Origin of the sequence: Leptospira saintgironsiae, assembly GCF_002811765.1 — a bacterium.
Taxonomy (GTDB): Bacteria; Spirochaetota; Leptospiria; order Leptospirales; family Leptospiraceae; genus Leptospira_B; species Leptospira_B saintgironsiae.
Window position 1 is genome coordinate 105,621 of sequence record NZ_NPDR01000005.1, and the last position, 26,101, is coordinate 131,721.

Sequence of the window (26,101 nt, forward strand, 5' to 3'; positions counted from 1 at the left end):
ACTAAAATGTTCCGCAAAGAATACCAAAGCCTGATCCAACTTTTGGATTTTAAGGAGAGAGGATTTTCTCTTCGGAATAGACAAGGCACGGCCACAAGTTCCAGAAAGGGTAGGGGAGTGGACTTTAAAGATGTCCGTCCTTATGCAGTCGGTGATGATACAAGGCTGATAGATTGGAATGTTACCTCTAGATTCGGAGAATTACATGTAAGAGAATTTTACGAAGAGAAAGAAAGACTTGGAGTTTTTTTCTTAGATGTTTCAGAGTCCATGGATTGGAGTAGTTCAGAATGGACCAAGGCAGAAAATGCTTTCCAGGTTTTGGCTCTATTAGTTTTACTTTATGTAAGAAAAGGGAATCTTGCTAAAATCCTACTCTATTCAGATCGATTAGAATGGGAAACAGGTTATATTAGAAATACGGAAGAAGCACTTTCTTCATTGGAGAAGGTCCGATCTTATCCACATAGAAAATTAAAAACAGATCCAAAACTTCCATTCATACTTTTAAAAAATAGGATTAGAAGATACACTGATTCTTATATACTTTCTGATTTTCATGGACTTCCTTCTTTGAAAAAACTTACAGGCCTTAGAAGATTTCATACCTTACATGCAATCCGATTTAAGGACCGTTTGGAAGAGAATGCTCCTAGAGGTTTTTTCCAATTTTTTTTATTAAAAGATCCGGAAACCGGCGCTGTCCCTTCTCCTGTAGGAGGAAATATTCAAAAGAATTTGGAGTTTTTATTCAAAGCCAGATGTTTGGAATTAGAAGGAAAAGATACTGATCCAAACAAACTTCTGGAATATTGGAGAAGTATGTCATGAAGGCGGGAGTTTTCCGTCTGAGATCCTTGGATCGTATTCAATTTTTCTACTATATATTCTATATATCCCTGATATTCTTCGCGGCTCCTGCTTTTGCTTGGAAAGAAGATTTTGAACCTAAGGAAGTAGGGATTGGAGAGCAGGTTGAATACTTGTTGGAATTCCAACAAGGAGAAGTCCAGAATCCTGAGATCCCGTCCAAAGGAATGTACCCTGATCCGGATTCTCCAGATCTTCCCTTATTCGAAGTAATCTCTGCTGAGATTTCAGATACAAAGATCAAATTGAGTGTCTCTTATTATGCTTCTGGAAAATTTTCTCTTCCTATTATTTGGAAGGATAAAGACGGAAAAGAATTCCATTCCGAAGCAGTCATGACTGTTCGTTCTTCTTTAGGGGAGAAGGATAAAACTCCTGAGGAGATCCTACCACCTCTTGAGTTTTCAGGAAAATATGGCTGGAAACTCGCGGCAATCCTTGCAGGTCTGGCCGCATTAGGTTTAGGGGTCTTCTATGCTTGGTATTTAAATCAAACTGCATCTAAAAGAACTATGGATGCACTAGTTGAAGCAGATCCATGGGTTCAGAAAATTTTAATATACGAAAGTAAATTAGATGAGATCATCAATGCTCCTCCAGTATTTGCTAGGACCTTTTATAGAGTTTTATCAGGGTATATCCGTGAAAATATGTCTAAAAGGATGAATGCCCCATTCGCGCATCTTACTGAGGCAGAATTATTCCAACGTATATATGATTCTTTCGGATTAGAGGAAGAGGAAGCTAAAAATTGGGAAAATACTTTCCGTAAGGCACAATATTCAGGAGAAGAAGTGGAAATCTCTTCTTCAGAAGCGCTGAAGGCATGGGATTATTGGAAGGAGGCACTTTCCAAATGACGGAATGGGAGTCTCCATATTATCTTTTTCTGATATTTCCGATCTGGATCTGGACCTTTTATTCTTATTGGAAGAACGAGCCTGCATTAGGAATAGAACTTAGGATCCCCGGCAAGGTCCAATCAGAAACATTCTCAATAAAACGGTTTTTATCTTCTGTGGCTCCACTAGTTCGCCCAATCGTTTTAACTTTGTTTGTAATTGCAGTGGCAGGTCCTGGAAAAAGATATAGGTTTCTTCCGGATGAGACCAAGGGAGTGGATATCATTTTGGCATTGGATGTATCCGGTTCCATGTCCAAAAGTAGGGACTTCTTACCTGAAACTCGCTTAGGAGTTTCCAAAAAATTACTCAAAGAGTTTATTAGAAAAAGAGAAAATGATCGTTTAGGCCTAGTCGTATTTGCGGGAGGAGCTTATCTGCAGTCTCCTTTGACAAGCGATAGAGAAGTATTAGAAGAAATATTAAGCCAAGCAGAAGAAGAAACAGTTCCAGAACAAGGAACTGCTATCGGTGATGCACTTATACTTTCATGTTATAGATTACGCAGGTCTCCTGCAAAATCAAAAGTGATAGTGCTCATAACTGATGGTGCTTCTAATACTGGGCGTATAGATCCAGTGACAGCAACAGAGATCGCGAAGGGAGTGGGAGTTAAAATTTATTCTATAGGCATTGGAAAAGAAGACCAATCTTATGAAGTAAATTTTGAAATTTTGGATATACTTTCCAAGAGGACGGGAGGAGTATTTTATAGGGCAGAAGATATCAGCGAACTCCGAGAGGTTTTAGCTTCTATAGACTCTTTAGAAAAAGATCTTTTGATCTTACCTCCAGAAGAAGTTAGAGAATCGGAGTCCTTAATTTTTCTAACCTATGCACTTGCGTTATTGGGCTTGGACCTGCTTGTTCGGTCTTGGGTGTTTCGGTATTACGTATGAGCGAAACTTTTTTAGAATCTTTTTGGATCTCGCTTGGGCTGATCTTTTTCGCTTATTCATTATTTAAGCTAGTATTCTATTTTTACTGGAGCCGCTGGAAAAAATCCTATCCTGGCCTGCAGAGAGAATCTAAGGTCCCACCTTTTTATATCGTACTTGTAAGGATCTTATTACTCGCTTCCGTATTCTATCTTTCTTATTTTGCCTACCAAAGAGCTGAATCAACGAAGTCTAAGGAAGAGGAAGTCTCCAGAGGTGTGGATTTTCTATTCTTGGTGGATGTAAGTCTTTCTATGCAATCTGTAGATACTCGTCCTTCGAGGATCACTAGAGCTAAGGAAACAATCCTAAGACTTCTTCCTCAGTTGAACGGGAACAGATTTGGTATGATCGTTTTTGCAGCTTCTCCTTTTGTGTATTGTCCTATGACTTCGGATACTCGTGCATTTTCGGAATATGTAAGAGGCCTGGATGTTGATATAGTAGGGGATAGAGGAACAGATCTAAAATCTGCTTTCAAAAAAGCGGAAGAAGTTTTGAATTCTAATCAGGTATTAAGAAATCGTATTTTAGTTTTAATCTCTGATGGAGAAGATTTGGATTCTCCAGGTATTGTAAAATTCCCCGCAGAGGTTTGGGCCTGGTCTGTAGGAACTCCAACAGGAGGCCCTATCGGATATTCAGAAGATGGCTCCAAAGTATACGGATTTTTAACTAAGGATGGATCCTTGGCTCCTTATCAAAATTCTCCAGGTGTTATTATTTCTAAATCTAATCCAGGGTTTTTAAAAGAGCTGGCTTCTGCAAATGGAGGTAGATTTTTATCATTGGATTCAGAAAGCCCAGAGATCTCTGATATAAAATCCTGGATCGGTTCTATGGAAAAAAACACAGGACAAAGAATTCGTAATTTAAGAAGGGCAGAAGGCGCCAAAAAGTTTTTAATACCTGCGCTTCTACTTTTGTTGTTTGATTTTTTCGTGTTAGAGTTCTGGGGAAAATTTTTGGTTAGAATTTCTAAAAAGGTCGCTCCTGTTCTGTTACTCCTCTTCTCATTTTGGGGAAGAGATATTTATTCCTTTGAATTGGACCCAGGTGGAAATCGGATCAAAGAAGGTAGGAACTCCTACGAACAAGGCGATTATAAAAATTCTTTAGAAAGATATAAAGAAGCAGATCCTTATTTTCCGGAAGATCCTAGATTAGAATTCAATCGTGGAGATTGTGAATACAAATCGGGAAATTTAGAGAAAGCAATTCGTCATTTCGAAAAGTCTGCAGACTCAAAGGATCCAGACTTAAGAGCACAATCTCATTTTAATTTAGGGAATTCTTATTTAAAGTTGGGAGATCGTAAAAAAGCAGCAGAACATTATCTTCGTTCTCTAAAAGAAAATCCAAATTTGGAATCTGCTAAAAAGAACTTAGAATGGTTGCGCAAACTTCCTCCTCCGGAAGGAAAAGAGGGTTCAGAAAATAAAGAAAGTACATCTGAGGAAAAAGAAGATAAATCTTCCGCATCTAAACAAGGTTCCAAAGGAAAAGAGAAGTCGGAGAAACAATCCAAATCTGGCGTAGGAAAAGATCCGAAAGATAAAAACAAATCCAAGATGGAAGATGAATTGGATCGGATCATGGAATCCATGGATTTGGATTCAGTAAAAAGAAGAAGCCCAGGTTCTCGGAACAAAGAGGTGTTCTGGTGAAACGTTTCCTTCTTCTTTTATTATTAGGGGCTTTTCCATTATTTGCACAAGGTTCCAAATTTTATCTCAGCCAAACCAGAGCAGATCTGGGAGACGCAGTATTTATCATTTTAGAAACGGAAGGTGGCGCTCAGGTCCGATTGATCGAAAAGGAATTTAACGGACAAGGGATAAAGGCAGTCTATTGGGGCACTGAAGAAAATACCACGATTGTAAACTTCAAAGTATATCGTAAAAAACTAATTAAGTACAGACTAACTGTCTCTGCACCCGGACGTTTTTCGGTTCCAGAAATAGAAGTAGAAGTGGACGGACAAAAAGTAGAATCAGGAATGATGGCCTTGGAAATTTCTCCCAGAAGTTCCACTGCAAATAAATCTTCCGGATTTTTTTCGAATCGTTACTTTTTTAGCGAAGAAACAGAAGGCCCTGAAGATGGGGACTTAAAAGTTCTATTCAGAACGAACAAAGATCAGGTTTGGGTAGGGGAACCTATATTAGGATTTTTTACCTTATATTATAGAAATGCGATACGTCCTTATATAGATCGGGATTTTTCTAGCTCTATTGAATTCCCTTATTTTAGAAGTGAAGCGCTTTCTGGAATTAACCTTTTGATCCCAGAACAGGTGATTTACGAAGGATTAGAATTTGAAACCGCAGTTTATAATAAAGAAACTTTCATCCTAACTCCTTTGAGAAAGGGAGAATATTCTTTAGGTTCTACTGTATTCCATTTGGAAGGAAGACAACAGTCGTTCTTTCATATGAGAAGTATTAAGACTGTTCCTAGTAAAATTATAGTAAAGGATCTGCCTTCTCCTTCTCCATCGGAATTCAAAGGTGCAGTTGGCAATTTTAAGATAGGTTTAGAAGAATATCCTAAGGCGGCGTTTTTAGGGGAACCTTTTCAGTTTAAGTTAACTATTTCAGGAAATGGAAATCTATCTTCTATTAAAGATCCTTTATTGAGTGTGTGTGATCCTGCTTGTTACCCTGAGATTACATACTTGCAAACAAGGCAGCAAAGAGATTTCAGAGAGCTTGGTCCAGGGGAATTCGGATTTTATCTAAATCATTCTTATCATTATTCTGTACTTCCTAAAAAAGAAGGTGTTTGGAAGCCGGACGATCTGAAATTTATATTTTTCAATCCTAGTTCAGGAAGATACGAATCGGTTTCTCTTCGTTTTCCAGGGTTAGAGGTTGGACCTCCTAGACCAAAACAGGAAATTGCAACTGAAGATACCGAAAATAAGGGCGGGTCTTTTCTATTAGGTTCCATTTTTCTTTCTATCATGTTTGTGGGAGCAGGTGCATTTACAGTTTTGAGCCTGCGCAAGAAGTATCAAGCTGAAGCAATATTGAAACGACTTGACCTCTGGATAGGTTCCAAAAGAGGTTTTGTTTTGAAACATTCTGTGATGACCAAGGGATTACCGGAGGAAGAAGCAAGTCTTCTCGCAGGTTGGAAGTCAGACACGGTTCCATTGACTGAAACCTATAAAAGTTTGGGACCTTCTTCCAAAACAACTCTGATTAGGATCTCAAATTGGTTGTCTGATAAATTGAAAGAGGAGGGATCCGAATGAGCGAAGAAGTAAAAGGTAGGATCTCCGTAGAAACGGAGAATATTTTCCCTATCATTAAAAAATGGTTATATTCTGAAAAAGATATATTCTTAAGAGAATTGGTTTCTAACGCATGTGACGCGATCGCTAAACTTAAAAAAATCTCCTTGAATGAAGAATTTGAGGGAGGAACGGACTATAGGATCGATCTGGACTTTGACCAAGAAGCCAGGATCTTAACAGTTCAAGATAACGGGATCGGGATGACCGACGAAGAAGTGAACCGTTATATCAACCAGATCGCATTTTCTGGCGCAGAAGAATTTGTAAAAAAATACCAATCAGAAGGGGACAAGCCTGAGATCATTGGACATTTCGGTTTGGGATTCTATTCCAGCTTTATGGTTTCTTCTAAAGTAAAAATAGAAACCAAGTCTTATAAAAAAGGAAGTGCCTCTGTTGTTTGGGAAAGTGAATCGGGCACCGAATTCTCCTTAAAATCTGGCGATAGATCCGAAAGAGGGACCAAGATCAGTTTATATCTGGATGGAGATTCCGGAGAATATTTGGATTCTTGGAAACTGAAAGAGCTCGTTCGTAAATACTGTGACTTTCTTCCTGTTCCAATTTACGTAAAAGAGGAGAAGGCGAATAAACAAACTCCATTATGGAGTGAACAACCTTCTTCCGTTAAAAAAGAACAATATGATGAGTTCTATCAGTATCTATTTCCTTTCGCTGGAGAACCTCTATTTCACATTCACTTAAATGTGGATTATCCTTTTAGGTTACAAGGTATTCTGTATTTCCCAAGACTCAAACATGAGTTAGATGCAAATCGAATGGGGATTAAACTCTATTGTAATCATGTATTTGTTTCTGACGAAGCAAAAGAGTTAGTGCCTCAATTTTTGACTGTTCTACAAGGAACTCTTGATATTCCGGATCTTCCTCTAAACGTTTCCAGATCTTATCTACAAAATGATCCTTTGGTAAAAAAGATATCTTCTCATATCGTTAAAAAAGTTTCAGACAAACTACAAGAAGAATGGACCAAAAATCCGGATGAATTCCGTAAGAACTGGGATGAGATCTCACTATTCGTTAAGTACGGAATGATGACTGATGAGAAATTTTACGAGTCAGCAAAAGATCTCATCTTCTTCAAATCATCTAACGGTGATTTAACGAAACTAGAAGAATATGTAGAAAGAAATAAGGAAAAAAATTCAGGCAAAGTATATTATGCGGGAGAAGCGGAACTTTCTTCTGTGTATATGGACCTTCTCAAGTCACAAGGACTGGAAGCTCTGCTTGTGGATTCCCGTATAGATAATCATTTCTTACAGTTTTTAGAAGGTAAAAATCCTGATCTAAAATTCCAAAGAGTAGATTCAGAACTTGCTGATCAAGTTTTGGATAAGGATGCAAGCCCTGATCTTGCGGACCAAGATAATAAAACTACTGAAGATAGGCTTAAGGAAATTTTCACTAAGGCAATTGCAAGAGAAGGCGTGGAAATCAAAACAGAGGCTTTGAAGTCTGAGGATATTCCTTCCGTGATTTTATTACCGGAACATCTTAGGCGTTTGGCAGAGATGGGCCAAATGTATGGACAGAAACCAGGTGATATCCTAAAGAATCATACTCTTCTTCTGAATCGCAAATCTAAATTGGTCAAAAATATACTTGGTCTTTCTAAAGGTGTACATCCGGAGAAGGCGGAGAAATTAGCCCGTTCTGTGTACGATCTTGCCTTGTTAGGCGCCAAGTTGATCGGAGAGGATGAATTGAGTGATTTAATCCGCCGCCAAAGGGATCTATTGGAAGATCTTTCCTCGGATTAATTCCGAAAAAAAAGGGGGGAAATTGGGGATCGTACCGATATCTTTAATGGTACCGGTATGCGGACACCGATTTTCCCGATTTTAATTATTTCTGTTTTATCGTCTTTTGGCGATTTGTATTCGCAAGATGCGGGGAAAGGGAAACCTGTCGAAACAGACGGAGAAGTTCATAGCGATCTAAAGTCCTTGGACAAGGAATATTACGAATATTATTTCAAAACTCTACCAAACACAGATATCATCGAAAAAGAGAAATTAGAATATAATTTGATTCGTTCTCTAAAATTCGAACTAAGAAAGATCGATCCGGAAAAGATGAGCCCGGAAGAATTGAAAAAGGTCAATTCGAGTTCGGTGCGTTATGAAAGGGTGTTTGAGGATTCTATTTGGATGCGCGGTATACGCAAACAAATGGGGTTTATACGTTTTAGGGAATATATGTACGTGATCGTGTATGAGAAATACTATTGTTTTATTTCTTATGAAATGAACCCTTCAAGATATATCCAAACTCCGTTTCAAGTTCAATTGATCTTCAAAAGAGATAGTAATTATAACTCTACTCTACCTCAGCCTTAAATGTCCTGAAGTAAAGACTGACTAATACCAGTCCTAAAGAGAATAAGATCCCAAATAACAAAAATTCCTGCATAAAGCCGAAACCGGGCGGTGGGGCAGTGTTTCCAACAATCCTGCCTAGGATCTTTGTTTTTCCAAAACTATTCCAAACTAAAGTGCGGACCTGAACTGTATCTCCCACTCTCATTCTTCTGTTTGTAGTTTGGTCTACTTCTTCAGTGACCTCGTGTTTTTTGCCTTGTTCGTCCGGTACTAAGTAGGTGTACACATTTACAGTTCTACCTAACTTATTGAGTTTTGTATTCTCCACCAGAACTCCGAATTCTTTGTTTCCCGGAAGAGATAAGTTTTTGTAGATCGATTCTAAACTTTGGTTTTCCCAATAAACTGCGACGGAGAGAGGAAGAAAGAACGCAAGAGAAATCCAGCCCATGATAAAAAGGATCTTATAGAATGGGGTAGAGTTCGTTTTCATTCTCAGGCTTTATCATCTTTTTTGATAGAGATTATTACAACCAAGTTTCCTTTTTCTGTAGGAAGAAAAAACGAATGGTCCAAAGAGTCAGGTGCAGTATTCTTAGGTTATGAAGGTATCTAGATCCGATTTTTTAAAATATATGGGAAAGGGAATGCTTGCTTTGACTGCGGCCCGCACCTTGGATCTGTTTTCAGAGCCTACAAATAGTCCTTCTAAAAAAGTACATTCTTCACATACTTCTTCTCCAAAAACAAAAAAGGAGATCTCTTCTAAAATTCCAGGGAGTAATTTTAAACCTCTAAGACCTAATACACAAGACGATCTGATCTTAGCGGCCGGCTTTACATACGATCTGATCGCAGTCTATGGAGATAAGATCAACACTAAGGGAGATACTTTCGGTTACGCTGCAGATTTTAACTGCTTCTTCCAATTTCCGAATGATCCAAACTCTGCACTTCTTTGGACAAATCACGAATACTTAAATGAATTAGAATATTATGTAACCGGTTATGATTATAACCAAAAGGGTCCGAATAATAGAACTCCTGAACAGATCGAAAAATATCTGTACTCATTAGGCGGATCTATCATTGGACTACACAAATCCAAGGGGACTTGGGTATTAGATCCTGAATCTAAATATGGAAGAAGAATAAATGGAAGGTCGGAATTCCAACTAAAAGGGCCTGTGGCAGGCTCTGAAACAATCTCGGGTAAAACAAAAGTGTATGGAACATTTGCAAATTGTTCCGGAGGGCAAACATTATGGAATACTGTTCTCTCTTGCGAAGAGAACTACGAAATGGTTGTCGAAGATTGTAAACTGGAAGATCCAAAAGAGTACGGTTGGGTCATAGAAATAGATCCTTTTGATCCTTCCTCTACCCCAGTAAAACATACTGCACTCGGGAGATTCTCTCATGAGAATGCTGCATTAACTGTTTCTCCATCCGGAAAGTTAGTTGTGTATATGGGAGATGATTCCAAGGACCAATGCGTTTATAAATTTGTCTCCGAAAAAAATTACGATCCTAAAAAAGGAAAATTAAACTCAGAACTTTTAGAAGAAGGAACCTTATACGTAGGTAATTTTGAAAAATGTGTGTGGGTCCCTTTAGATCTGGAAAAAAATCCAAATCTAAAAAATGCAAAAGATAAAGAAGGAAAACTTAAATTTAAAACCCAAGCAGATGTCTTGGTTTCATGTAGAGATGCTGCAAAAACTGCTGGTGGAACTCCAATGGATAGACCAGAAGATCTGGAAGTCCATCCATTAGATAAATCTGTTTTTGTATCTTTTACCAATAATGATTCTCATGGAAATTTTTACGGACAAATAGTTCGTATCAAAGAAGAAAACTCAGACGCTGAATCGGTTCGTTTTGAATTCGAAGTGTTTGTTGCCGGGGGAGGGAAGAGTGGATTTTCTTCTCCTGATAATTTGGCTTTTGATTCTTCCGGAAATCTTTGGATGGTTACCGACATGACCACCAGACTTTTAGGAAAATCCATCTTCAAAAAATTCGGAAATAACGGTATGTTCTTTATTCCTACAAGCGGAGAAGATGCAGGAAAAGCTTTCCAATTTGCTTCTGCTCCGATAGGTGCGGAACTTACAGGCCCATGGTTTACACCTGACGAAGAGTTTTTATTCTTATCAGTGCAGCATCCAGGAGAAGATACCAAGGATTATGATGTTCCTACAAGCCGCTGGCCCGCTAGAACGAAGGGAGACATTCCTCGACCGGGAGTGGTTGCGATTAGAAGGGCTTAGTTTTTAAGACAAGCAGCGATTGCGTCTTCTTCTTTCTCAAAATGAGCGAAAGGTTTCCAAAGACCCAATAGATTAAAGATCTGAATGACCTTCTCTCCGGCTTCTGTAAGAAGAAGTTTTTTACCTTCTCCAGTAAGTCTGTTCTTTAATTCGAAGATTGCGCGGATGCCAGAACTGGAAACATATTTAAGATCGGATAAATTCAGAACAGTATTGTTTGCATGACTTACATCCAATACTTTTTCTTTAAATAAAGGGAAGGTGGATTCGTCTAGCCTGCCAGAAACCAAATATACTCTGATCTCTGTACCAGCATCCTGTTCTAGAATTTTTAAACTATCCATGTTTTTGCACCACTACCCGCAATCTTTCCGGAGAAACGGAAAAGTCCGCTTTGGCCCCGGGAGGGAAATCATAAATACGTTCCGCCAAGGAATCGATGGAGATCCCCCCGCGCATTTCTGATATTAGACGGAAAGAGTTGCGAACCGTGAAGTGATCCAGTTTGTACTGGAAACTTTCCTTCTTACGTAACTCTCTACAGTACACTTTGAAATAGGGCTCCTGCTTGTCAAAGCTTACGTCTTTATTTTCGCAAGACATAACCCAACCAGTAGAACCCGCTCCGGTATATACCAGAAGGCCTGAACATTTCTGTTCTTCTGAGACTTGTTCATGAGATATTAAGAATCGGCTCGTTAAATCAGGGCTATTATTGCGGATAGAAATTTCGCTAATACCTTGGAATGTTTCAATCGCTTTTCCATTCGGGTATTCGATCCTAACATTGATCCTGGGCCATTCTTCTATTCTTATATTTTCCCAATTTTTAGAAACTGCATTTGAAATATCGGAGGTATGAAAGGATAGAAGGGCACCTACAGAAGTTTCAGGATCGGAATTACATCCCAGAACTAAATTGTCCAAGGCATGATGTGCAACGTAAGTGAAATGATTATCTCCACCTAACGCAATCACCAGATCATAGATAGCTATATCTATATTTTCTAATTCTTCTCGGAAGATGAAGTTTCCATTCGGGAATGTACGTTTTAATTCTTCTCTGCTTTGTAATTGTCTGAGATGGGAATTGTAGATCCTAGAGAAGGAATCGTTTTGGATCTCTGCAACTCTTTTGAATTCATCCAGAGAGCCATAGCTCTCCAGATCTAATTCATACTTTGTTCTTTTGATAACTACCAGAACAGATTCGATCTTTTTTCGCTTTTCCGTCGACATGGATTACCAATTTGGACGGATCTAGGTCTCCCAGAAAACGAAAAAAATCAAACCAATGCGGGTTCCGAAGAATTATTTGCCTTAGGATCCGAGTCCGCCAGGATCAATTTTAGAATAGACATAGTTGCCCTGAACTTCATTCGATTTCCGGTAAGTCTGTATAGAGCCACCAAATGTTTTAGGTTTCTAATATTTTCAGGCTCTCTGGATCTGAGTTTTTCTGCAAATTCCAAAGACTTCCAGTAATCCTTGGTCTTTCTAAGGCAATAAGAAAGATAGAAGATATACTCGTTGTCGAATGGGATCTTAGAAAGATAAGCCTCTGTATATTTTGCACCTTCTTCAAATTCTTTTGCATTGATGCAGATTCTCGCCATTTGTTTATAAAGAGCAGGATCAGAATCATCTATCTCCAATGCTTGTGCAAAAACTTTCTTGGTCTTTTCGGTATTTCCTTTTTTATATTCTTTGATACCGATCTGAAGTAGTCTGTTATATTCTTCCGAAATTGCTTTTGTGCGAGAAGAAGGAACTTCTGCTTCTTTATAACCTATGCTTAAAAGACTTAGATCGTCCGAAATTTCTCCGGCGGCGCTGATCAATCTTTCTAGATCTTCTAGATTGCCACCTGAAAGTTCTACAAATCTTAAGAATAAGAACTCATCCTCATTCATCACAGGCTCAGGCGAATTTGGATCATAAAGAAGGATATCATCTCTTCCGTCAGATCCTAAGAAAATTTTGTCTCCTGCTTCCAGTTTATCTACTCTTACTAAAGGTTCTGTTGTGTTTTCGGAAAAACCAAGTTTGCGGATAGGGAAATCAGAATCCAAGAAGCCAGCTTTCGCATCCCTATATAACACCATATTAGGATGTTCTGCATTAATAGAATATAATGCTCCTGTTTCTTCATCCAGAAGACAGAGAAGGGCAGAAACAAGCATTGTTCCGTCGAATGTAACGAATACATTTTGTAATTCTGTATAACAGTCTTTCAGCCATTTTTCAGGAGTTTTCTTTTGGTTACTTCTGGAAAGTTGGGTCCTTGTTACGATTGCTTTGAATACGGTTCCCATTACAAGTGCACCGCCTGCGCCTTGGATGGATTTACCCATTGCATCAGAATTCATGATGCTCAGGTATTTTTTACCATATAATGTGATCTCGCTGATAGAAACTAAGTCTCCACCAATATCAGCTTCTCTCTTTCTGAATACGAAGGTTTTCTTTTGTCTTAAGATACCGCTGATCTTAGTATTAGAACTTTCGTATTTAGTAGTAGCAAGTGGACGAAGAAGTAGGGAAGTCAGATAATAATCCCCATCTTGTTTTTCTTTCAAAACTCGAAGATCATCCAAAGTTTCCTGTAATTCTTTGGTCTTTTCTTCCACCTTCTTTTCCAAGAACATTTGGTGGTCTAAAAGATCCTTCTTCATTTCGATAAATACTTCTGCCATTTCTCCCAATTCATCAGAACGATTTAAGTCCACAATTTTGGATTCGTCCTCGTTAGGGTTTTGCATCGCGAAGTTAAGAGCCTTAACTGCGTCTATAATATCTCTGGAAAATCTATAAGATGCGAATAGGATCCCGCCGAATACTGCAAGAGCGATCAGTCCACAATAGAGCCAAAGATTTCGAGTAGATTCGTAAAGTTCAGTTTCATCAATCAAAAGAACAAAATCGAGTTTAAGATTACTTAATCCTTGGTTTTCATAAGGAACTTGAGTGAGATAATAATGTCTTCCCTCTAAAGTGAATCTAGAAATGCCTGCAAGATCCTTTGGTTTTCTATCTCCTAAATATTTAGAAATAGTCACATCTGAGAAAGAGATAAGTTTTTCTTTTTCATAAATAGCAAGATGAACGTCTTCTGAACCTGTGATAGTTTGGATAAACTTATCATCCACCACCTGGCCGACCATCATGATCCCACCGTTCTTAAGAGGAGCAGTGACTCTAAGACCAAGACCACTATGGCCGATCTCTAAGGTAGAAGCAATCCTGCCTTGTAAAGCTTCTTGTACAATCTTCTGCCCTGACTTATCGTCTCCATAATCTGCCGGTCTATGGAATCTAAAAAACACATGTCCAGTCTTATCATGGATCTCAAAGATAGAGAGACCGTATTGTGTCATGATCCCTTTTATATATTCCAGGTTACCTTGGAGTATACCTCTGTTCCCCAAGCCATTCTCTAAAATAGAAAGAGTCTTTTGGTTTCTTTCTATTTCTTTGAGAAGAAGTCGGATGACTTCTTCCTTATGTTTGAGTTCCTTTCTGAACTCCAGGGAGCGGTCTAATGCTCTTTTGTCTTGAGGTTCATTTTTAACTTGGTCGATCATTTGAATGAATGTGATCGCAAGAATAAGTACTAATAGAAGCTGACTTGCTCCCAGAATGAGAAAAATTTTTTGTCTAAAACTCATAAATTGTTCCGGAAATGGAATCTCCCTAGATTGGGAAGGCGCGCTTTGTGCTTTGTATTTTTAGCCTTTTCTCTTCTTTAAAGAAGAGACCCAAAACTTACACTGAGAAGATCCCATTCGTACTAAGGTTTCGTGAAATTCAGGTTACAAAAATGTTCCGCCTAATGAGCAGTTAGTTGGGCGTCCACTCTGCTTGACCGCAGACTAACTGTTTTGGACCCTAACAAGATGGAAGATCAGGAACCTAAAAAACAGGGATTTCCGTTTCACCCTTTGGAAGACTTCGTATTAGGCGAGGTCCTCGGTCGGACCCTAGTCAAATTAGGACATTCTAAAGAAGATATAAATAAGGCGATCTTATCTCATCTGCCCGCCGGTCAGCCTGAATTTCTTTTTACCCCGAACGCAAAAAAGCAACTTCTATTACAAAGTATGCCGGTTGAACTCAGAAGTTTCCTGGAAGCAGGAAAAGAAAAAGAAGTTTTGGACATCTTCCGCAAAACCATCTCAGTAGAAGCTAGACTGGACCTGGCATTGGAACTTCTGGAATGGATCTGTACTGGATTCGAAAAAGAAGAATTGGTCCGCGCATTATTCCAATTGGTATTAAACGGAAAAATAGAACTAAGCTCAGAATTTTACCCTCTCTTAATGGAAGAATACGACAAAGAGATGAGAGGAGACTTGGATAGGATCCGAGAAGAATAAAAAAAGCCGCCTGTTCCCAAGCGGCTTTAAAACTCACTAAGTTAGAAAAATCTTAAGCTACATCAGCTAAAGGAGAAGGTGCAGTACCAGAAAGTTCTTTTCTTCCTTTTTCTGTCCACACTGCTCTTTGGATAGTGATGATCCCCATAAAATGTAGTACCTTCATCACTTGGTAAGTAAGATCCAACTCGAACCAACGGAACGCGAAGTTTGGAGAGTTCGGGTGAGCGTGGTGGTTGTTTTGGTATAATTCTCCCATGATCAAGAAATCCACAGGAAGAGTGTTTTTAGAATTATCAGGATTTTTTGCATGGTTGCGGTAACCATACATATGTCCACACCAGTTTACAACCGCACCGTGAGTTGGTCCCATTAGATAATGGATTGGTAATAAAGCATATAACCAAACTGCGTCTGCAGGAACAAATGCCATATAGAAAAGAGTATAACCAGTTCCGAAGAACAAACGAATATACCAAGAATCAGCAAAACGATCGAACCAAGGGATTTCAGGATAATTTCCTCTGAAATCCTTCTCCACTTCTTCTTTACGATCCAAAATGTTTTCGTAAACGACTGCGGTGGTCCACATCATATCGAGAAATCCCTTAGATGCTACAGGAGAATGTGGATCTTTTTCTGTATCGCTGTAAGCGTGGTGTCTTCTGTGAAGAATTGCATACGCTCTCGGATTCAGGAAGGAAGAACCTTGCACAATAAAAGTAAAGAAATAGAAGAACTTTTCCCAGAAACGGTTCAGTTTGAACATCTGGTGCGCAGAATAACGATGTAAGTAAAACGATTGGACGAAAGCGGCTAAAATCCAGTGTGCCGCAAAAAAACTTAGAATGATTGCCATGAAGGGCTCCCTTTTTTTCTAAATGATACGAGCCAATTTGGGAGGGTAGGTTGCAAAAAATGTGAGAGGGAATTTGGTAAATAATGGCGATTATGGTCTCATTAGAAGGTTTCCCCCGCAAAAATGACAGGTTTTGGGCGACTCCTTCGGACCGGGCTACTACGGGCTCGCGCATTCGCGCTCGTCCGGCGAGCCGGACTAAAGCCCTACGTATCCCTGTCGCGAGCGCAAATCTTATTTATAAATAAGATCCTTCTACTTTTTTAAACTTGGAATATTCGGTTTCTTAAATGCGGCCCGGCTTCTGGTTCCACCTTCTTTTTCCAAAAACTCGGCGATCTCTTTACGCTCATAAGCAAGTGCCATAGACAAAGGAGTATAACCTTCTGCCTGAACATTGATAGAAGCTTTTTTGCGAACGAGTTCTTTCACTACATTCGGAAGATCGAATACGATCGCAAGATGGATCGGTTTCCAGCCTAAATAATCTGCATTAGGATCTGCACCTTTTTCAAGAGATTCCAAGGATTTGTTTTCGTTCTTATCATATAGGCTTGCGATAAGGATACGATTTTGTTTCAGTTTTTCTTCTTCCGAAATTTTAGTTTCAGTATCTGTGTTTGAATTCTCAAATCTCAAAACATTAGAAGGATCTCCAGCAAATGCATAATCATAAACAGGTTTAGATGCAGGAGGTTTGGTATGATAATATAAAGAAGATCCCGAAGAAAGAGGATGAGAAATTTTAGTTACTTCTTGAGGACTTGTTTGGCTAAAATAAACATCTCCATAGTTTTTATTAGTAAATAGTAATGCTAGAATTGTTTGGGCTGTCCAAGGTGCCCACGTAGCATAATAACCTTTGAATCCAGTCTCTAAAAAAGGAGAAGAATACATGGAGATCCTCTTTTTAGTCTCTTCGTCCCGGATCACACCCATATCGTAAGCCATATTCCCCGCAGTAAAACAAGCGCCTAAAAATAGGACAATTGCTCCAGGTGCAGGTTTTAGTCCGGAAGAAATTTGTTCGTTAGAAACAAATTCTTTTCCCAGATAAAATCCGCCTACTGATCTTTGGTCATAAGGTGGTTGATCTAAATTGGTTCCGACACCATGACCTGCATAAAGAACTATATTCGCATTTTGTGATGCTTCTTTGATTCCTGACCAAGGATTATTCGGAGGATAAAATTCACTGACAGAAACTCCTCTGTCTTTTAGAACTTTTACAAGGCCTTTGATATTATTTACGTATTCTCTTGTCTTTGGGCCTTCATTTCCATCTACTTCACCAACGATCGCTACTGCCTTTAAACCTGCGCCTGAAACAGTAGGGGAGGGGAGTTCTGCTCTTTTTTTGATCCCAGAGAATGTGCCGCCTACTGCATTCGTAGGATGAACGAATTTGATTTCTTCTGAAAAGACGGAACTGAAAGAAAATAAGAGTAAGGAAGTTAAGAAGAGTAAACCGGACGGAAATTTCATCCAATGATTGGACAAAAAAATCCGCCTTTATCAATCAATAATTTATTTTAATTTCGAAGTTGTATTGGGATCTCCCACCCAAATATCGAAAAAAGGAGATTCTATTCTTTGTACATTTGAATAATGTTCAGAAATTTTAGAAGAAATGTTTTTGCTCTGCCATGGTTCCGTTTTAAGCATAATATCAAAAACAGGACTTTTTCTGGTTTTTTCTAATTTTTCTGGAGTGATCAATTCTTCTTTGATCTGGATAAGCGCGATCCTTTGCCCTTTTTCTTTTTGAGATATAATTTCTAATAATCCGGAAATAGAACCTTCTTTAGGAACGCATAGAATATTCTTAGATAAGTAATCATTTCCTATAAAGTACATTACAGAAAAATCATGGAATACGAGTGTGTCAGCCTTTAACTCATGAAATAAAGCATATGTTTTCAGAAGTTGTTTTCTGGACTGATTCAAAAAGCTCAGTCCAATAAATGTCATGATCAAAGGAATTGCAATCAGAACTCCAAATCCAGACTTCTGGAAGAGCCTATTATTCTTTCTCGCAAAATAATTCCAAAACCAAAGCAGAACTAATGTAACTGGGGGAATTCCCGCACTTAAATATCTAGGTCCCCATTCCCAAAATCCGTAGTTTGGCGCTAAGAATGGAATTATAAAAAGAAAGAATACTGCACCTAGAACGATTGTTTTTCTTCTCACAGAAATTTTGCGGATATTAAAAAGAAGAATGCCTAAACCTATCAGGGCGAATGGCATATAAGTGAAAAATCCGATCCGAACAGTTTCATCTATCTTATTCAAAAATAAGAAACCGAGTGCCCATTGGATCTTACTTGCAAAGTCAACTCCAGTTTCTCCATAATTTGCTTGGAATCTTGGACCTAAAAAAGAAGAATAACGAAGATAATTAAATAGAACAAAAACTAGAAGTATAAGTGCAAATCCGATTCCGAATCTGAGAGTTTGAGACTTTTCTAATTTTATCTTTTTGTTAAATGGAGGAAATTTTTCGCTAATCCATGAAGCTGCTAAGATACATCCTGCAAATACGATCCCTTCATGTCGGAACCAAATAGATAACCCTGCAAAAATTCCCGCATAAAGCCCGTTCCTTTTGTATAAGAATGTAAGGCTTGCTAGTAAAATCGCTACAAACAATGTATGTTCAGCAAATTCCATCATTAGGATGGGTAGATAAGATCCGAAAAATGCTATGGCGATAAAAGAGTTAGATGCCTTCCAGGATTTTCTCAAGATCCAAAGAAATATAAATACTCCAAATAAATTGAAGTAAGGTAGTCCTTGATTTCCTCCTAAATAATAAAAAGGAGTGGCGAGTGCAGCGAGTAAAATCGGGAAAACCGAAATGGTAGATTCTCCCAATTTAGTATAATTATTTGCAGGCATTGGAAGGAATTCTTCTTTTGGATCAATAGATCTTGCAGGGTAGGGAAGTGCTTCCGATTTAAAATGAGAATGGATCAATGCATGAGTTTGAATAGATTTTGTTCTGGAATCGTAAGTAAGAGATACTTCCGGTTTTGATGTTTTGATGAGCACGATGCAAAGAATAAGTAAGGATAAAAATCCTAGAAGATTTCTTTTTTTAAATATGGATCTCATCACCTTCGCCTTTTTGAAAATACTTAAAGATCTAAGTATCTATAATTTATAATAATCTTTTGCGGATTTCGGAGTTGAAAAAACTTTCCCATTCTTCGTAATTTTTTTGGGTAATAGTTCCTAATTTTTCAGAGAAAGAAAGTCCAAAATTTCCATACTCAGTTTTGATCCATTTTTCGATCTGGACCTTGGTTTCCACAGATCTTTTAGTATGAGGCTTGCTTTTCAAAACAAAATCTAATAGTTCTTGGATCCCTTTTTTAGTTTTTACACTGGTTAGGAAAATAGGAGGTATACTTCCTCCAGGGACAATATCTCTCAAAAACTCGAGAGTAGTGGAGAGAGTGTGATAGCTTGCTCTTGCAAGATTTTCTTCATCACATTTGTTTAATATGAATGCGTCAGGGACTTCCATGATCCCACTTTTCATAAATTGGACCTGGTCTCCGCCCAAAGGAACCATGACTAAAAAGGAAAAATCTGCCAATTTAGAAACTTCTATCTCGTTTTGACCGATCCCTACTGTTTCCACGAATATAAAATCGAAAAAGCAGCGCAGGAGTCGTATCACATGGTAGGTATAAGGATTTAAACCTCCCAGTTCTAATTGGCTGGGCTGGGATCTGAAAAAGATCCTCTTCTCTCTTACTGGTAAAGAAAGCCTAGTTCTATCACCTAGTAAAGATCCTCCGCTAATATGACTGGAAGGATCTATGGCAACTACTGCCATTTTTTTGTCTGGGATCGTTTGTAAGAAGTTGGTGGAGATCTCACCTAAAAGAGAGGATTTTCCAGCTCCGGGAGTTCCTGTAAATCCGATGGTAACAGAATTATCTCCGTTGAAGCCAGAGTTTTCTAATTCTTTGAATAGAACTTTACGAAATTCGAATGAATCCGGTCTTTCTAATTCGCTGATCAGCTTCGCAAGAGGATATTTTTCCCCTTGGGAAGCTTCTTGGATCAGTTCTTTGAGTTCCTTTTCTGCAAACCGTACGGTCATGCCTTAAACGGAAGCTGGGATCTTCGCGGATACGATGTCAATGATACGATCCATTACATCCATAAGATCATAATCTTTTGGAGTAAAGATTGCCTTCACTCCGATAGAATGTAGTTTTTCGAAATCAGGTTGAGGTATAATTCCTCCGAAGACCACAGGGATATCCGCTTTATAATGTTTTAATTCTGCGAATATTTGCTCTGCAAGTTCTACGTGAGAACCGGAAAGTATGGATACTCCGATCACATTTGCGTTTTCTTCGACTGCGGATTGTACGATTTCTTCTGGGGTGAGTCTGATCCCGGAGTAGATCACGTCGAATCCTGCATGTTTTGCAGATACTGCGATCATTTCTGCACCATTTGAATGGCCGTCTAACCCAGGTTTACCTACTACAATTTTAGGTCTTGCGCCTGTTGCTTTTTGGAACTTCTCTACTTTGGCTCTGACATTAGATACTTTGTCAGATTCCAAATTGAGTTTTTGTCCTTCTACTCCAGTGGATGGACGATATTCTCCGAATATTTTTCTGAGTGTATCTGCCCATTCCCCTGTAGTCACAAGAGCCTTTGCACATTCTACGGAAGCGAACATTAGGTTCTTTCCGTTTTTAGCGTCGTCTTCTAATCTTGCTAAAGTTTCTGCGACCTTCTTCGCATCTCTTCTTGATTTTACATCGGAGAGTACTTTTAAGGTTTGTTCTGCGGATTTAGGATCTACTTTAAAAATCCCTCCGTCAGGATCATTTGTAAGAGGGGAAGGGATCCCTTCTTTCCATTTGTTTTTTCCTACGATGATAAGTTCGTCGTTATTGATCTTAGCGAGTCTTTCTGCTTGGGATTTTACGAGTTGGGCTTTCATATAACCGTTCTCGATCGCCTTGATAGCTCCGCCCATTTCTTTTATCTTTTGGATCTCTTTATTAGCGTTCTCGATCAGATCTTTTACTTTACTTTCTACAACTCTGGAACCTTCGAATAGGTCCGGATATTCAAGTAAGTCTGTTTCATAAGCAAGTACTTGTTGTAAACGAAGTGACCATTGTTGGTCCCAAGGGCGAGGAAGTGAAAGTGCTTCGTTCCAAGCTGGAAGTTGGAGTGCTCTACATCTTGCATCTCTACTTAAGGTAACTCCTAAAGCTTCGATCAAAATTCTCCAAGCGTTGTTTTCAGGTTGTTCTTCTGTTAACCCGAGTGAGTTTACCTGTACTCCGTAACGGAAACGGCGGTACTTCTCACTTTTTACCTCATAAATTCCTTTAGTGATCTCTTCCCACATATCGGAGAAGGCACGCATTTTGCACATTTCTTCGATGAATCGAATACCAGCGTTTACGAAGAAGGAGATCCTACCAACACACTGCTCAAATTCTTCGTGAGTGAAACAGTTTCTTTCTTTCACTGCGTCAAGGATGGCCATTCCTGTTGCGAGTGCGAACGCCAACTCTTGGACTGGAGTTGCTCCTGCTTCTTGTAAATGGTAAGAACAAATATTGGATGGGTTCCATTTCGGAATTCTTTTCAAACAATATTCATACATATCCACGATGATTCTGATGGAATGTTCAGGAGGGAAAATGTAAGTCCCACGAGCCAGATATTCTTTGATTATGTCGTTTTGGGTGGTTCCCTGGAGTTTGGAAACGTCTTCTCCTCTTTCTTCGGCTAACGCCACATACAGAGAAAGAAGCCACATAGAGGTTCCATTAATGGTCATGGAAGTATTCATTTCTTCGATCGGGATTTGATCGAAGAGGATTCGGAAGTCCTCCAACGTGTTGATTGGAACTCCTACTTTTCCGATTTCCGGCCTAGCGATCGCGTGATCTGAGCTATAACCGCATTGTGTGGGAAGATCAAAGGCGATGGAAAGGCCTGTTTGACCCTTTGCCAGGTTTTTTCTAAAGAGTTCGTTGGACTCCTTTGCGTTTGTATGACCCGCGTAAGTTCTGAAAATCCAAGCCGGCTCTTTGCTAGGATTTCCGGTCTTATCGTAAAGGATATGGTCTTTTTTTTCCATCTTCTTGCCCTCGGAATATGCCTCTAAGTTTAGTTCAAAATGTGTTGGTATAATTTCACCTAAATTTTTAACGTAGCTCCGAAATACGTAGGAGAAGAAATCTGCCGCATGGACTTGGAAAGAAACAGAAAAGCAAACCCCGCGCTCATTTCACTCTCGACGCTGTTTCTCACCGGTCTTCTGACCCTTCTCTATTCTTGGCATGGTGACCCTGCCAATGGAGAAAGTTTCCGAACATTGGCAGAATTACGTTCTCTTTCAGAAGACGGAAAATTTTTCTCCTTCACCGAACCTCTTCCCTTTTTGCTTTTATCCTTTTGGAAATCCGTTTTTGGTTTAAATTATATACCTGCTTATCTCTCTTTTGCGGCGTTTGCTTTAAGTTTGGGGATCCATCTTTGTGCATATATCATGGAAAGAGAGAGCTGGAAGCTGAATCATTATCTGTTCTGTTATTTAGCTGCGATCAATCCATTCTCCTATTTAGTCCCTTTAAATATGTTGGGAGAATTAGTTAGCTTTTCGTTTCTGCTCGTATTATTTCTTTCCTTCCGAATGGAAACAGTGGTGGATCTTCTGATCTTAGTCTCCTGCACTGTCCTTGGGTTTTTCTCTCATTTCACTTTTTTCCTGATCGGATTTACAATTTTTGTGATCAAGGCTGGAACAGTAGGAATAAGAGAGAAAAAGAAGCAACAATCAGTATTTTTCAAAAGAAGAAACCTTCCTAAACTTTTCTTGTTCGGATATCTTTCCGTTCTTGTTCTGGGAATTATTTTATTAGGAAATCTTAATTTTTATGGAGCCCATTCTTTTGGATATATGGGCGGGGCCGTTTGGAAATACCTTTTAGGTTTCGGTTCTTTCATTCTGATCTTGTTTGTAGGCAATTTTTTACTTCGTTCTGAAAAGGAATTAAATTCCCTTCCTGCTTCGATCGGGATCTTCGCACTGATTGCGGTTTCCGGATATTTTACGATCCGTCCTATTTTGGGCGTAGATAAGATAAAGTTAAACTCTCTTGCTAAAGATATAACTTCTTTAAAAGGAAGGTTGATCGTAGATCAGGATGAGAGGATCTATGTTTCTCCTGAAACTTCTGCTTATTTATATTTTGTTTCTAAACAAAAGACTCATTTCACTTCTTATCCCGAAATAAGAGAAAAAGATTATATTCTTTTATCAGAAGTTTGGGCTGTAGACAGAAAACTTTTACAAAGAGAAGTGAAAGCAAAAAATACTCCATATCTATTTTTATCTGGGGAAAGAGTGCTGATCAACGGATTCTTATGGAAAAGAATACAAACTGATCCTAGTTTAAAAACTCTAAAGGCCAGATCTATCGAAGCTAAGTCTGAACTTTCCGATCAAAAAGGTTATGATGATCTGAAAGCATTCTTTATATCTTGGCTTTCTTCTTCCAAGGCTCCTGATGTATGAGTAAAAAACCGCAAGACTCCGATTATATCGCTTACGGAGCTAACGGTCTACCATTCGAAACTTCCTACTGGGATGAAATTTACGGAAGCGGGAAGGATGTAGACGCTTCTTTCAACGCAAAGGAACATGCAAAATACATAAAGTCTGTTTTTGATCTGATGCAGATCCATCCAAGAAGTATTGCAGACTTTGGTTTTGGGAAAGCTCTACTTTTAAAAGAATTTGTAAAAATATTCCAACCAAATCGCGTATTTGCAGTAGATCCTTCTGAAGACATGATAGATGCCATTGCGAAACAAAAATGGATCCGTTCTTATAATCTTTCTTTTTTACATTCCACAATACAGGATCTTGAATTAAAACATATTCATCTTCCCCCGTTCACTCTTGGTATTTGTAACTCAGTGGTTCAGTATATAGAAGATAAACATCTTCCTAAGGTTTTCGAAAAACTTCATAAGATCACGAATTATCTCTATTTTACGGTCCCTACCAAGAACGATTACACAAGAATGAAGAAGGAAATCTATTTTACGGATCCTTATGCCCACCAAAGATCCAAAAAGTATTACGAAAAACTAATTAACCCTTATTTCAGAAGAGTTGCATTCAATCTTTTGGAAAGTAGGATCACGAAAGACAGCCCGTTTTGCGACGAGCTGTTCGTGGATGACTAAAGCTATCTAGTTAATACATAGGTAGCCGAAGTGGAAAGGCGAGCGTTACTTACGGAACAAAAAACTGGGTTATATGTCGCTAAAACCCTAGGAAAGGCAAATATTCGAATAGAGTTTTAATCTTCAATAGATACCATGTGCCAAAAGATGTCTGTGTGTTAACCAAAAGCGAATATGGAAAGTGTGAAAGAAAAGGAAATAGATAGATTTGCAAAGGAAGAATTCTATTCCCAAAATTACAGGATAGCCTCTTATTTTTTCGGGATAGTGTGCGCAATCACCATCTGGGGAGCTATCTTAGAATATGTTAGATCCAATTTCCTCTTACTCAATTTAGATCTTATCTCAGCCTTTATTTGTTTATTCAGTCTGGGGGTAATCCGCTTTTACTCCAAAAATTATCCTATAAAGAACCTGATTGTATTCGGCGGACTTTTCATTTTATTAGTTTTGGAAGTAGAGACTCAGTTCCACGACAACGAATTTTATTTTTATGATAATAATATGTGGATCACTAACCAAGTGATCCTCTTTTTGGTGAGCCTATTCTTTAACGGAAGACCCATCTTCTATACAATCTATTCATTTTCAGTAGTTGCATTTTATATCCTTAGGATCTTTCCAGAAGGAAGCGGATATTTTTCTGACAGGACCTTATGGGTGCAAATTAGCAATATGAGTGCGCTCCAATTATTTATCTGTTTATGTAATACATGGTGGTACGGATATAGACTTGAATCTCTAAAGAAGACCAAAAAATTGCAGGAAAGATTGTACGATGAAAGAGAGGCAATTACTAGAGATCTTCATGATTATTTAGGAGCTAAAGTAACAGACCTAAATTTATTAGTTCGTTCTATCCAGGGTTATAAAAGCGGGGATACGGACTCACTTCTACAGTTAGAAAAATTATCCGAAGATATTTTTAAAGGTATCAGAGAGATCACTGCAAGCATTGCAGACGTTAAGTTGATCTCAGAAGATATCTGGAGTGGAATAAGAGTATTATTATTGAGAAGGTATGGTAATGCGGGAAGAAAAGTTAGATTCACAAGAGAAGGAGAAGAAGACTTTCATATAGATACTGAAAAGGCAGAACAAATTTTAGGGATTGTAACTGAGATATGTTCCAACGATTTAAAGTATGGTTCTGGAACTTCACATTGGATCTTCTCTCCTAAAAAAGATTCTATAGAGATATCAATTCGGACCCGCACAAATTTCCAAGAGATGAGAATAGGCTCCAAAGGAAATAAAACCATCAGATTCAGAACCTCTGCGATCAATGGAGAATGGAAAGAAAATTTAGAAAATCGGGACTTTAAAGGATTTCTGGAGATCCCGATCCGTCAATTACGGAGAATTTGATTCGTGAAATTATATAAAATAGCGATCCTGGAAGATGATCCTGTATTCGCGAGCCAGTGCAAAGAAAGATTAAAAAAAATGAATAGAGTCACCAAGGTAGAAGTTTATAATTCTGCCGAGGAATTTCCAGATGAGAGAGATGTTCCTTACGATTTGGTATTTGTAGATATAGATCTTCCTGGTAAAAGTGGATTGGATTTTATTTTAGAAAGACATTCAGCAGATTCTAAAACAAATTACGCAATTTTATCGGCATTCGAATCCGAAGAGGCATTATTCAAAGCTTTAAAAGCAGGGGCAACCGGTTATATATTAAAAAAAGATGTAGGAGATATCCAAGAAAAAGCAGAAATTCTTTTAGAAGGGGGAGGGATACTTTCCCCAGGACTTGCCGCAAGAGTCATCCATTCTTTCCGCAAAACTTCCCATAAAGAGGTAGAAATACTATCCAATCGTGAGAAAAAAGTGTTGGATATGATTGTAGATGGTAAAAGGACAAAAGAAATCGCAGCTTCCTTAGGTACTAAAGAAGGAACCGTAAGAGTCCAAATTAAAAGTATATTCAGAAAACTGCATGTAAATTCCAGATTGGAATTAGTACGAAAATTCTCCTAAA

The 26,101-nt window shown here is 38.6% G+C and carries 22 protein-coding genes and 1 pseudogene; 14 read left to right on the forward strand and 9 right to left on the reverse strand.

The features are described 5' to 3' along the window. Positions 1 to 6 precede the first annotated feature (6 nt). From CH362_RS12715 to CH362_RS12745, 8 genes and pseudogenes are all read left to right on the forward strand, one after another. On the forward strand, positions 7 to 831 hold the full coding sequence (locus tag CH362_RS12715; protein ID WP_100710720.1) for a DUF58 domain-containing protein: 825 nt from the start codon (positions 7 to 9) through the stop codon (positions 829 to 831). After that, positions 828 to 1,730 carry an LB_053 family protein gene (locus CH362_RS12720; protein WP_100710721.1) on the forward strand — a complete coding sequence of 301 codons (903 nt, stop codon included), beginning with the start codon at positions 828 to 830 and terminating at the stop codon, positions 1,728 to 1,730. The genes CH362_RS12715 and CH362_RS12720 overlap by 4 nt, the downstream gene beginning before the upstream one ends. Continuing rightward, the gene (gene batA / locus CH362_RS12725; protein WP_100710885.1) at positions 1,727 to 2,671 is read left to right on the forward strand and encodes a VWA domain-containing protein BatA; all 945 of its coding nucleotides are present in this window, start codon (positions 1,727 to 1,729) and stop codon (positions 2,669 to 2,671) included. The genes CH362_RS12720 and batA overlap by 4 nt, the downstream gene beginning before the upstream one ends. Continuing rightward, a pseudogene (gene batB / locus CH362_RS19505) lies at positions 2,668 to 3,666 on the forward strand (VWA domain-containing protein BatB); the annotation flags it as partial. The gene batA and the pseudogene batB, both read left to right, overlap by 4 nt. Continuing rightward, the gene (batC, locus tag CH362_RS19510) at positions 3,652 to 4,377 is read left to right on the forward strand and encodes a TPR repeat-containing protein BatC (RefSeq protein WP_341865082.1); all 726 of its coding nucleotides are present in this window, start codon (positions 3,652 to 3,654) and stop codon (positions 4,375 to 4,377) included. The pseudogene batB and the gene batC, both read left to right, overlap by 15 nt. Beyond that, entirely contained in the window at positions 4,374 to 5,969 is a 1,596-nt protein-coding gene (locus CH362_RS12735; RefSeq protein WP_100710723.1) for a BatD family protein, read from the forward strand. Before batC ends, CH362_RS12735 begins: the two co-directional genes overlap by 4 nt. Continuing rightward, the gene (htpG, locus tag CH362_RS12740) at positions 5,966 to 7,795 is read left to right on the forward strand and encodes a molecular chaperone HtpG (RefSeq protein WP_100710724.1); all 1,830 of its coding nucleotides are present in this window, start codon (positions 5,966 to 5,968) and stop codon (positions 7,793 to 7,795) included. Before CH362_RS12735 ends, htpG begins: the two co-directional genes overlap by 4 nt. Before the next feature lie 57 nt (positions 7,796 to 7,852). Beyond that, the gene (locus tag CH362_RS12745) at positions 7,853 to 8,374 is read left to right on the forward strand and encodes a hypothetical protein (protein WP_100710725.1); all 522 of its coding nucleotides are present in this window, start codon (positions 7,853 to 7,855) and stop codon (positions 8,372 to 8,374) included. Here CH362_RS12745 and CH362_RS12750 read toward each other — a convergent pair. Continuing rightward, the gene (locus CH362_RS12750) at positions 8,355 to 8,849 is read right to left on the reverse strand and encodes a hypothetical protein (RefSeq protein WP_100710726.1); all 495 of its coding nucleotides are present in this window, start codon (positions 8,847 to 8,849) and stop codon (positions 8,355 to 8,357) included. The genes CH362_RS12745 and CH362_RS12750 overlap by 20 nt on opposite strands. A 109-nt stretch (positions 8,850 to 8,958) precedes the next feature. Here CH362_RS12750 and CH362_RS12755 point away from each other — a divergent pair, with 109 nt between their 5' ends. Next, positions 8,959 to 10,629: a PhoX family protein gene (locus CH362_RS12755; RefSeq protein ID WP_100710727.1), complete on the forward strand. Its 1,671-nt coding sequence runs from the start codon at positions 8,959 to 8,961 to the stop codon at positions 10,627 to 10,629. Here CH362_RS12755 and CH362_RS12760 read toward each other — a convergent pair. Genes CH362_RS12760 through CH362_RS12770 form a run of 3 tightly spaced genes read right to left on the reverse strand, consistent with a single transcriptional unit; the run spans position 10,626 to position 14,297 of the window. Continuing rightward, positions 10,626 to 10,973 (reverse strand): STAS domain-containing protein, encoded by a 348-nt coding sequence (locus CH362_RS12760; protein ID WP_100710728.1) that lies wholly within the window; start codon positions 10,971 to 10,973, stop codon positions 10,626 to 10,628. The two genes, CH362_RS12755 and CH362_RS12760, sit on opposite strands and share 4 nt — an antisense overlap. Then, positions 10,966 to 11,868 (reverse strand): diacylglycerol kinase catalytic domain-containing protein, encoded by a 903-nt coding sequence (locus CH362_RS12765; RefSeq protein ID WP_100710729.1) that lies wholly within the window; start codon positions 11,866 to 11,868, stop codon positions 10,966 to 10,968. The genes CH362_RS12760 and CH362_RS12765 overlap by 8 nt, the downstream gene beginning before the upstream one ends. A gap of 47 nt (positions 11,869 to 11,915) precedes the next feature. Next, positions 11,916 to 14,297 (reverse strand): SpoIIE family protein phosphatase, encoded by a 2,382-nt coding sequence (locus CH362_RS12770; protein WP_100710730.1) that lies wholly within the window; start codon positions 14,295 to 14,297, stop codon positions 11,916 to 11,918. Between the two features lie 228 nt (positions 14,298 to 14,525). Between CH362_RS12770 and CH362_RS12775 the strand changes: the two genes are divergently transcribed. Next, positions 14,526 to 15,005 (forward strand): hypothetical protein, encoded by a 480-nt coding sequence (locus CH362_RS12775; RefSeq protein WP_100710731.1) that lies wholly within the window; start codon positions 14,526 to 14,528, stop codon positions 15,003 to 15,005. A 52-nt stretch (positions 15,006 to 15,057) separates the two neighbouring features. Here CH362_RS12775 and CH362_RS12780 read toward each other — a convergent pair whose 3' ends face one another. From CH362_RS12780 to CH362_RS12800, 5 genes are all read right to left on the reverse strand, one after another. Further along, entirely contained in the window at positions 15,058 to 15,864 is an 807-nt protein-coding gene (locus tag CH362_RS12780; protein WP_100710732.1) for an acyl-CoA desaturase, read from the reverse strand. Positions 15,865 to 16,119: 255 nt separating this feature from the next. Further along, positions 16,120 to 17,349 (reverse strand): ankyrin repeat domain-containing protein, encoded by a 1,230-nt coding sequence (locus CH362_RS12785; protein WP_100710733.1) that lies wholly within the window; start codon positions 17,347 to 17,349, stop codon positions 16,120 to 16,122. Positions 17,350 to 17,391: 42 nt separating this feature from the next. Then, complete coding sequence (locus CH362_RS12790) at positions 17,392 to 18,981, reverse strand: LA_3751/LA_3752 family putative glycosyltransferase (protein WP_100710734.1); 1,590 nt, start codon at positions 18,979 to 18,981, stop codon at positions 17,392 to 17,394. Between the two features lie 46 nt (positions 18,982 to 19,027). After that, positions 19,028 to 19,981, reverse strand: coding sequence for a P-loop NTPase family protein (locus CH362_RS12795; RefSeq protein WP_100710735.1), 954 nt, complete (start codon positions 19,979 to 19,981; stop codon positions 19,028 to 19,030). Between the two features lie 3 nt (positions 19,982 to 19,984). Then, positions 19,985 to 22,000, reverse strand: a complete 2,016-nt coding sequence (locus CH362_RS12800) for a protein meaA (RefSeq protein ID WP_100710736.1) — start codon at positions 21,998 to 22,000, stop codon at positions 19,985 to 19,987. Positions 22,001 to 22,108: 108 nt separating this feature from the next. Between CH362_RS12800 and CH362_RS12805 the strand changes: the two genes are divergently transcribed. The 4 genes from CH362_RS12805 to CH362_RS12820 all read left to right on the forward strand — a co-directional run bounded on the left by CH362_RS12805 (position 22,109) and on the right by CH362_RS12820 (position 26,100). Further along, a complete protein-coding gene (locus CH362_RS12805) occupies positions 22,109 to 23,440 on the forward strand; it encodes a hypothetical protein (protein WP_100710737.1) in 1,332 nt (443 codons plus the stop codon). Continuing rightward, positions 23,437 to 24,117 carry a class I SAM-dependent methyltransferase gene (locus CH362_RS12810; RefSeq protein ID WP_100710738.1) on the forward strand — a complete coding sequence of 227 codons (681 nt, stop codon included), beginning with the start codon at positions 23,437 to 23,439 and terminating at the stop codon, positions 24,115 to 24,117. Before CH362_RS12805 ends, CH362_RS12810 begins: the two co-directional genes overlap by 4 nt. 174 nt (positions 24,118 to 24,291) lie before the next feature. After that, positions 24,292 to 25,485 carry a sensor histidine kinase gene (locus tag CH362_RS12815; RefSeq protein ID WP_100710739.1) on the forward strand — a complete coding sequence of 398 codons (1,194 nt, stop codon included), beginning with the start codon at positions 24,292 to 24,294 and terminating at the stop codon, positions 25,483 to 25,485. 3 nt (positions 25,486 to 25,488) lie between these two features. Further along, entirely contained in the window at positions 25,489 to 26,100 is a 612-nt protein-coding gene (locus CH362_RS12820) for a LuxR C-terminal-related transcriptional regulator (protein WP_100710740.1), read from the forward strand. The last annotated feature ends 1 nt before the right edge of the window (position 26,101 follow it).

Bases quoted from the DNA above. Each gene is read 5' to 3' on its own strand.
- CH362_RS12800 (WP_100710736.1), bottom strand. From the start codon at position 22,000: ATGGAAAAAAAAGACCATATCCTTTACGATAAGACCGGAAATCCTAGC.
- CH362_RS12720 (WP_100710721.1), top strand. From the start codon at position 828: ATGAAGGCGGGAGTTTTCCGTCTGAGATCCTTGGATCGTATTCAATTT.
- CH362_RS12785 (WP_100710733.1), bottom strand. From the start codon at position 17,349: ATGAAATTTCCGTCCGGTTTACTCTTCTTAACTTCCTTACTCTTATTT.
- CH362_RS12765 (WP_100710729.1), bottom strand. From the start codon at position 11,868: ATGTCGACGGAAAAGCGAAAAAAGATCGAATCTGTTCTGGTAGTTATC.
- batA (WP_100710885.1), top strand. From the start codon at position 1,727: ATGACGGAATGGGAGTCTCCATATTATCTTTTTCTGATATTTCCGATC.
- CH362_RS12715 (WP_100710720.1), top strand. From the start codon at position 7: ATGTTCCGCAAAGAATACCAAAGCCTGATCCAACTTTTGGATTTTAAG.
- CH362_RS12805 (WP_100710737.1), top strand. From the start codon at position 22,109: ATGGACTTGGAAAGAAACAGAAAAGCAAACCCCGCGCTCATTTCACTC.
- CH362_RS12760 (WP_100710728.1), bottom strand. From the start codon at position 10,973: ATGGATAGTTTAAAAATTCTAGAACAGGATGCTGGTACAGAGATCAGA.
- CH362_RS12810 (WP_100710738.1), top strand. From the start codon at position 23,437: ATGAGTAAAAAACCGCAAGACTCCGATTATATCGCTTACGGAGCTAAC.
- CH362_RS12745 (WP_100710725.1), top strand. From the start codon at position 7,853: ATGCGGACACCGATTTTCCCGATTTTAATTATTTCTGTTTTATCGTCT.
- CH362_RS12770 (WP_100710730.1), bottom strand. From the start codon at position 14,297: ATGAGTTTTAGACAAAAAATTTTTCTCATTCTGGGAGCAAGTCAGCTT.
- CH362_RS12750 (WP_100710726.1), bottom strand. From the start codon at position 8,849: ATGAAAACGAACTCTACCCCATTCTATAAGATCCTTTTTATCATGGGC.
- CH362_RS12775 (WP_100710731.1), top strand. From the start codon at position 14,526: ATGGAAGATCAGGAACCTAAAAAACAGGGATTTCCGTTTCACCCTTTG.
- CH362_RS12790 (WP_100710734.1), bottom strand. From the start codon at position 18,981: ATGAGATCCATATTTAAAAAAAGAAATCTTCTAGGATTTTTATCCTTA.
- CH362_RS12795 (WP_100710735.1), bottom strand. From the start codon at position 19,981: ATGACCGTACGGTTTGCAGAAAAGGAACTCAAAGAACTGATCCAAGAA.
- CH362_RS12815 (WP_100710739.1), top strand. From the start codon at position 24,292: ATGGAAAGTGTGAAAGAAAAGGAAATAGATAGATTTGCAAAGGAAGAA.
- CH362_RS12780 (WP_100710732.1), bottom strand. From the start codon at position 15,864: ATGGCAATCATTCTAAGTTTTTTTGCGGCACACTGGATTTTAGCCGCT.
- htpG (WP_100710724.1), top strand. From the start codon at position 5,966: ATGAGCGAAGAAGTAAAAGGTAGGATCTCCGTAGAAACGGAGAATATT.
- CH362_RS12755 (WP_100710727.1), top strand. From the start codon at position 8,959: ATGAAGGTATCTAGATCCGATTTTTTAAAATATATGGGAAAGGGAATG.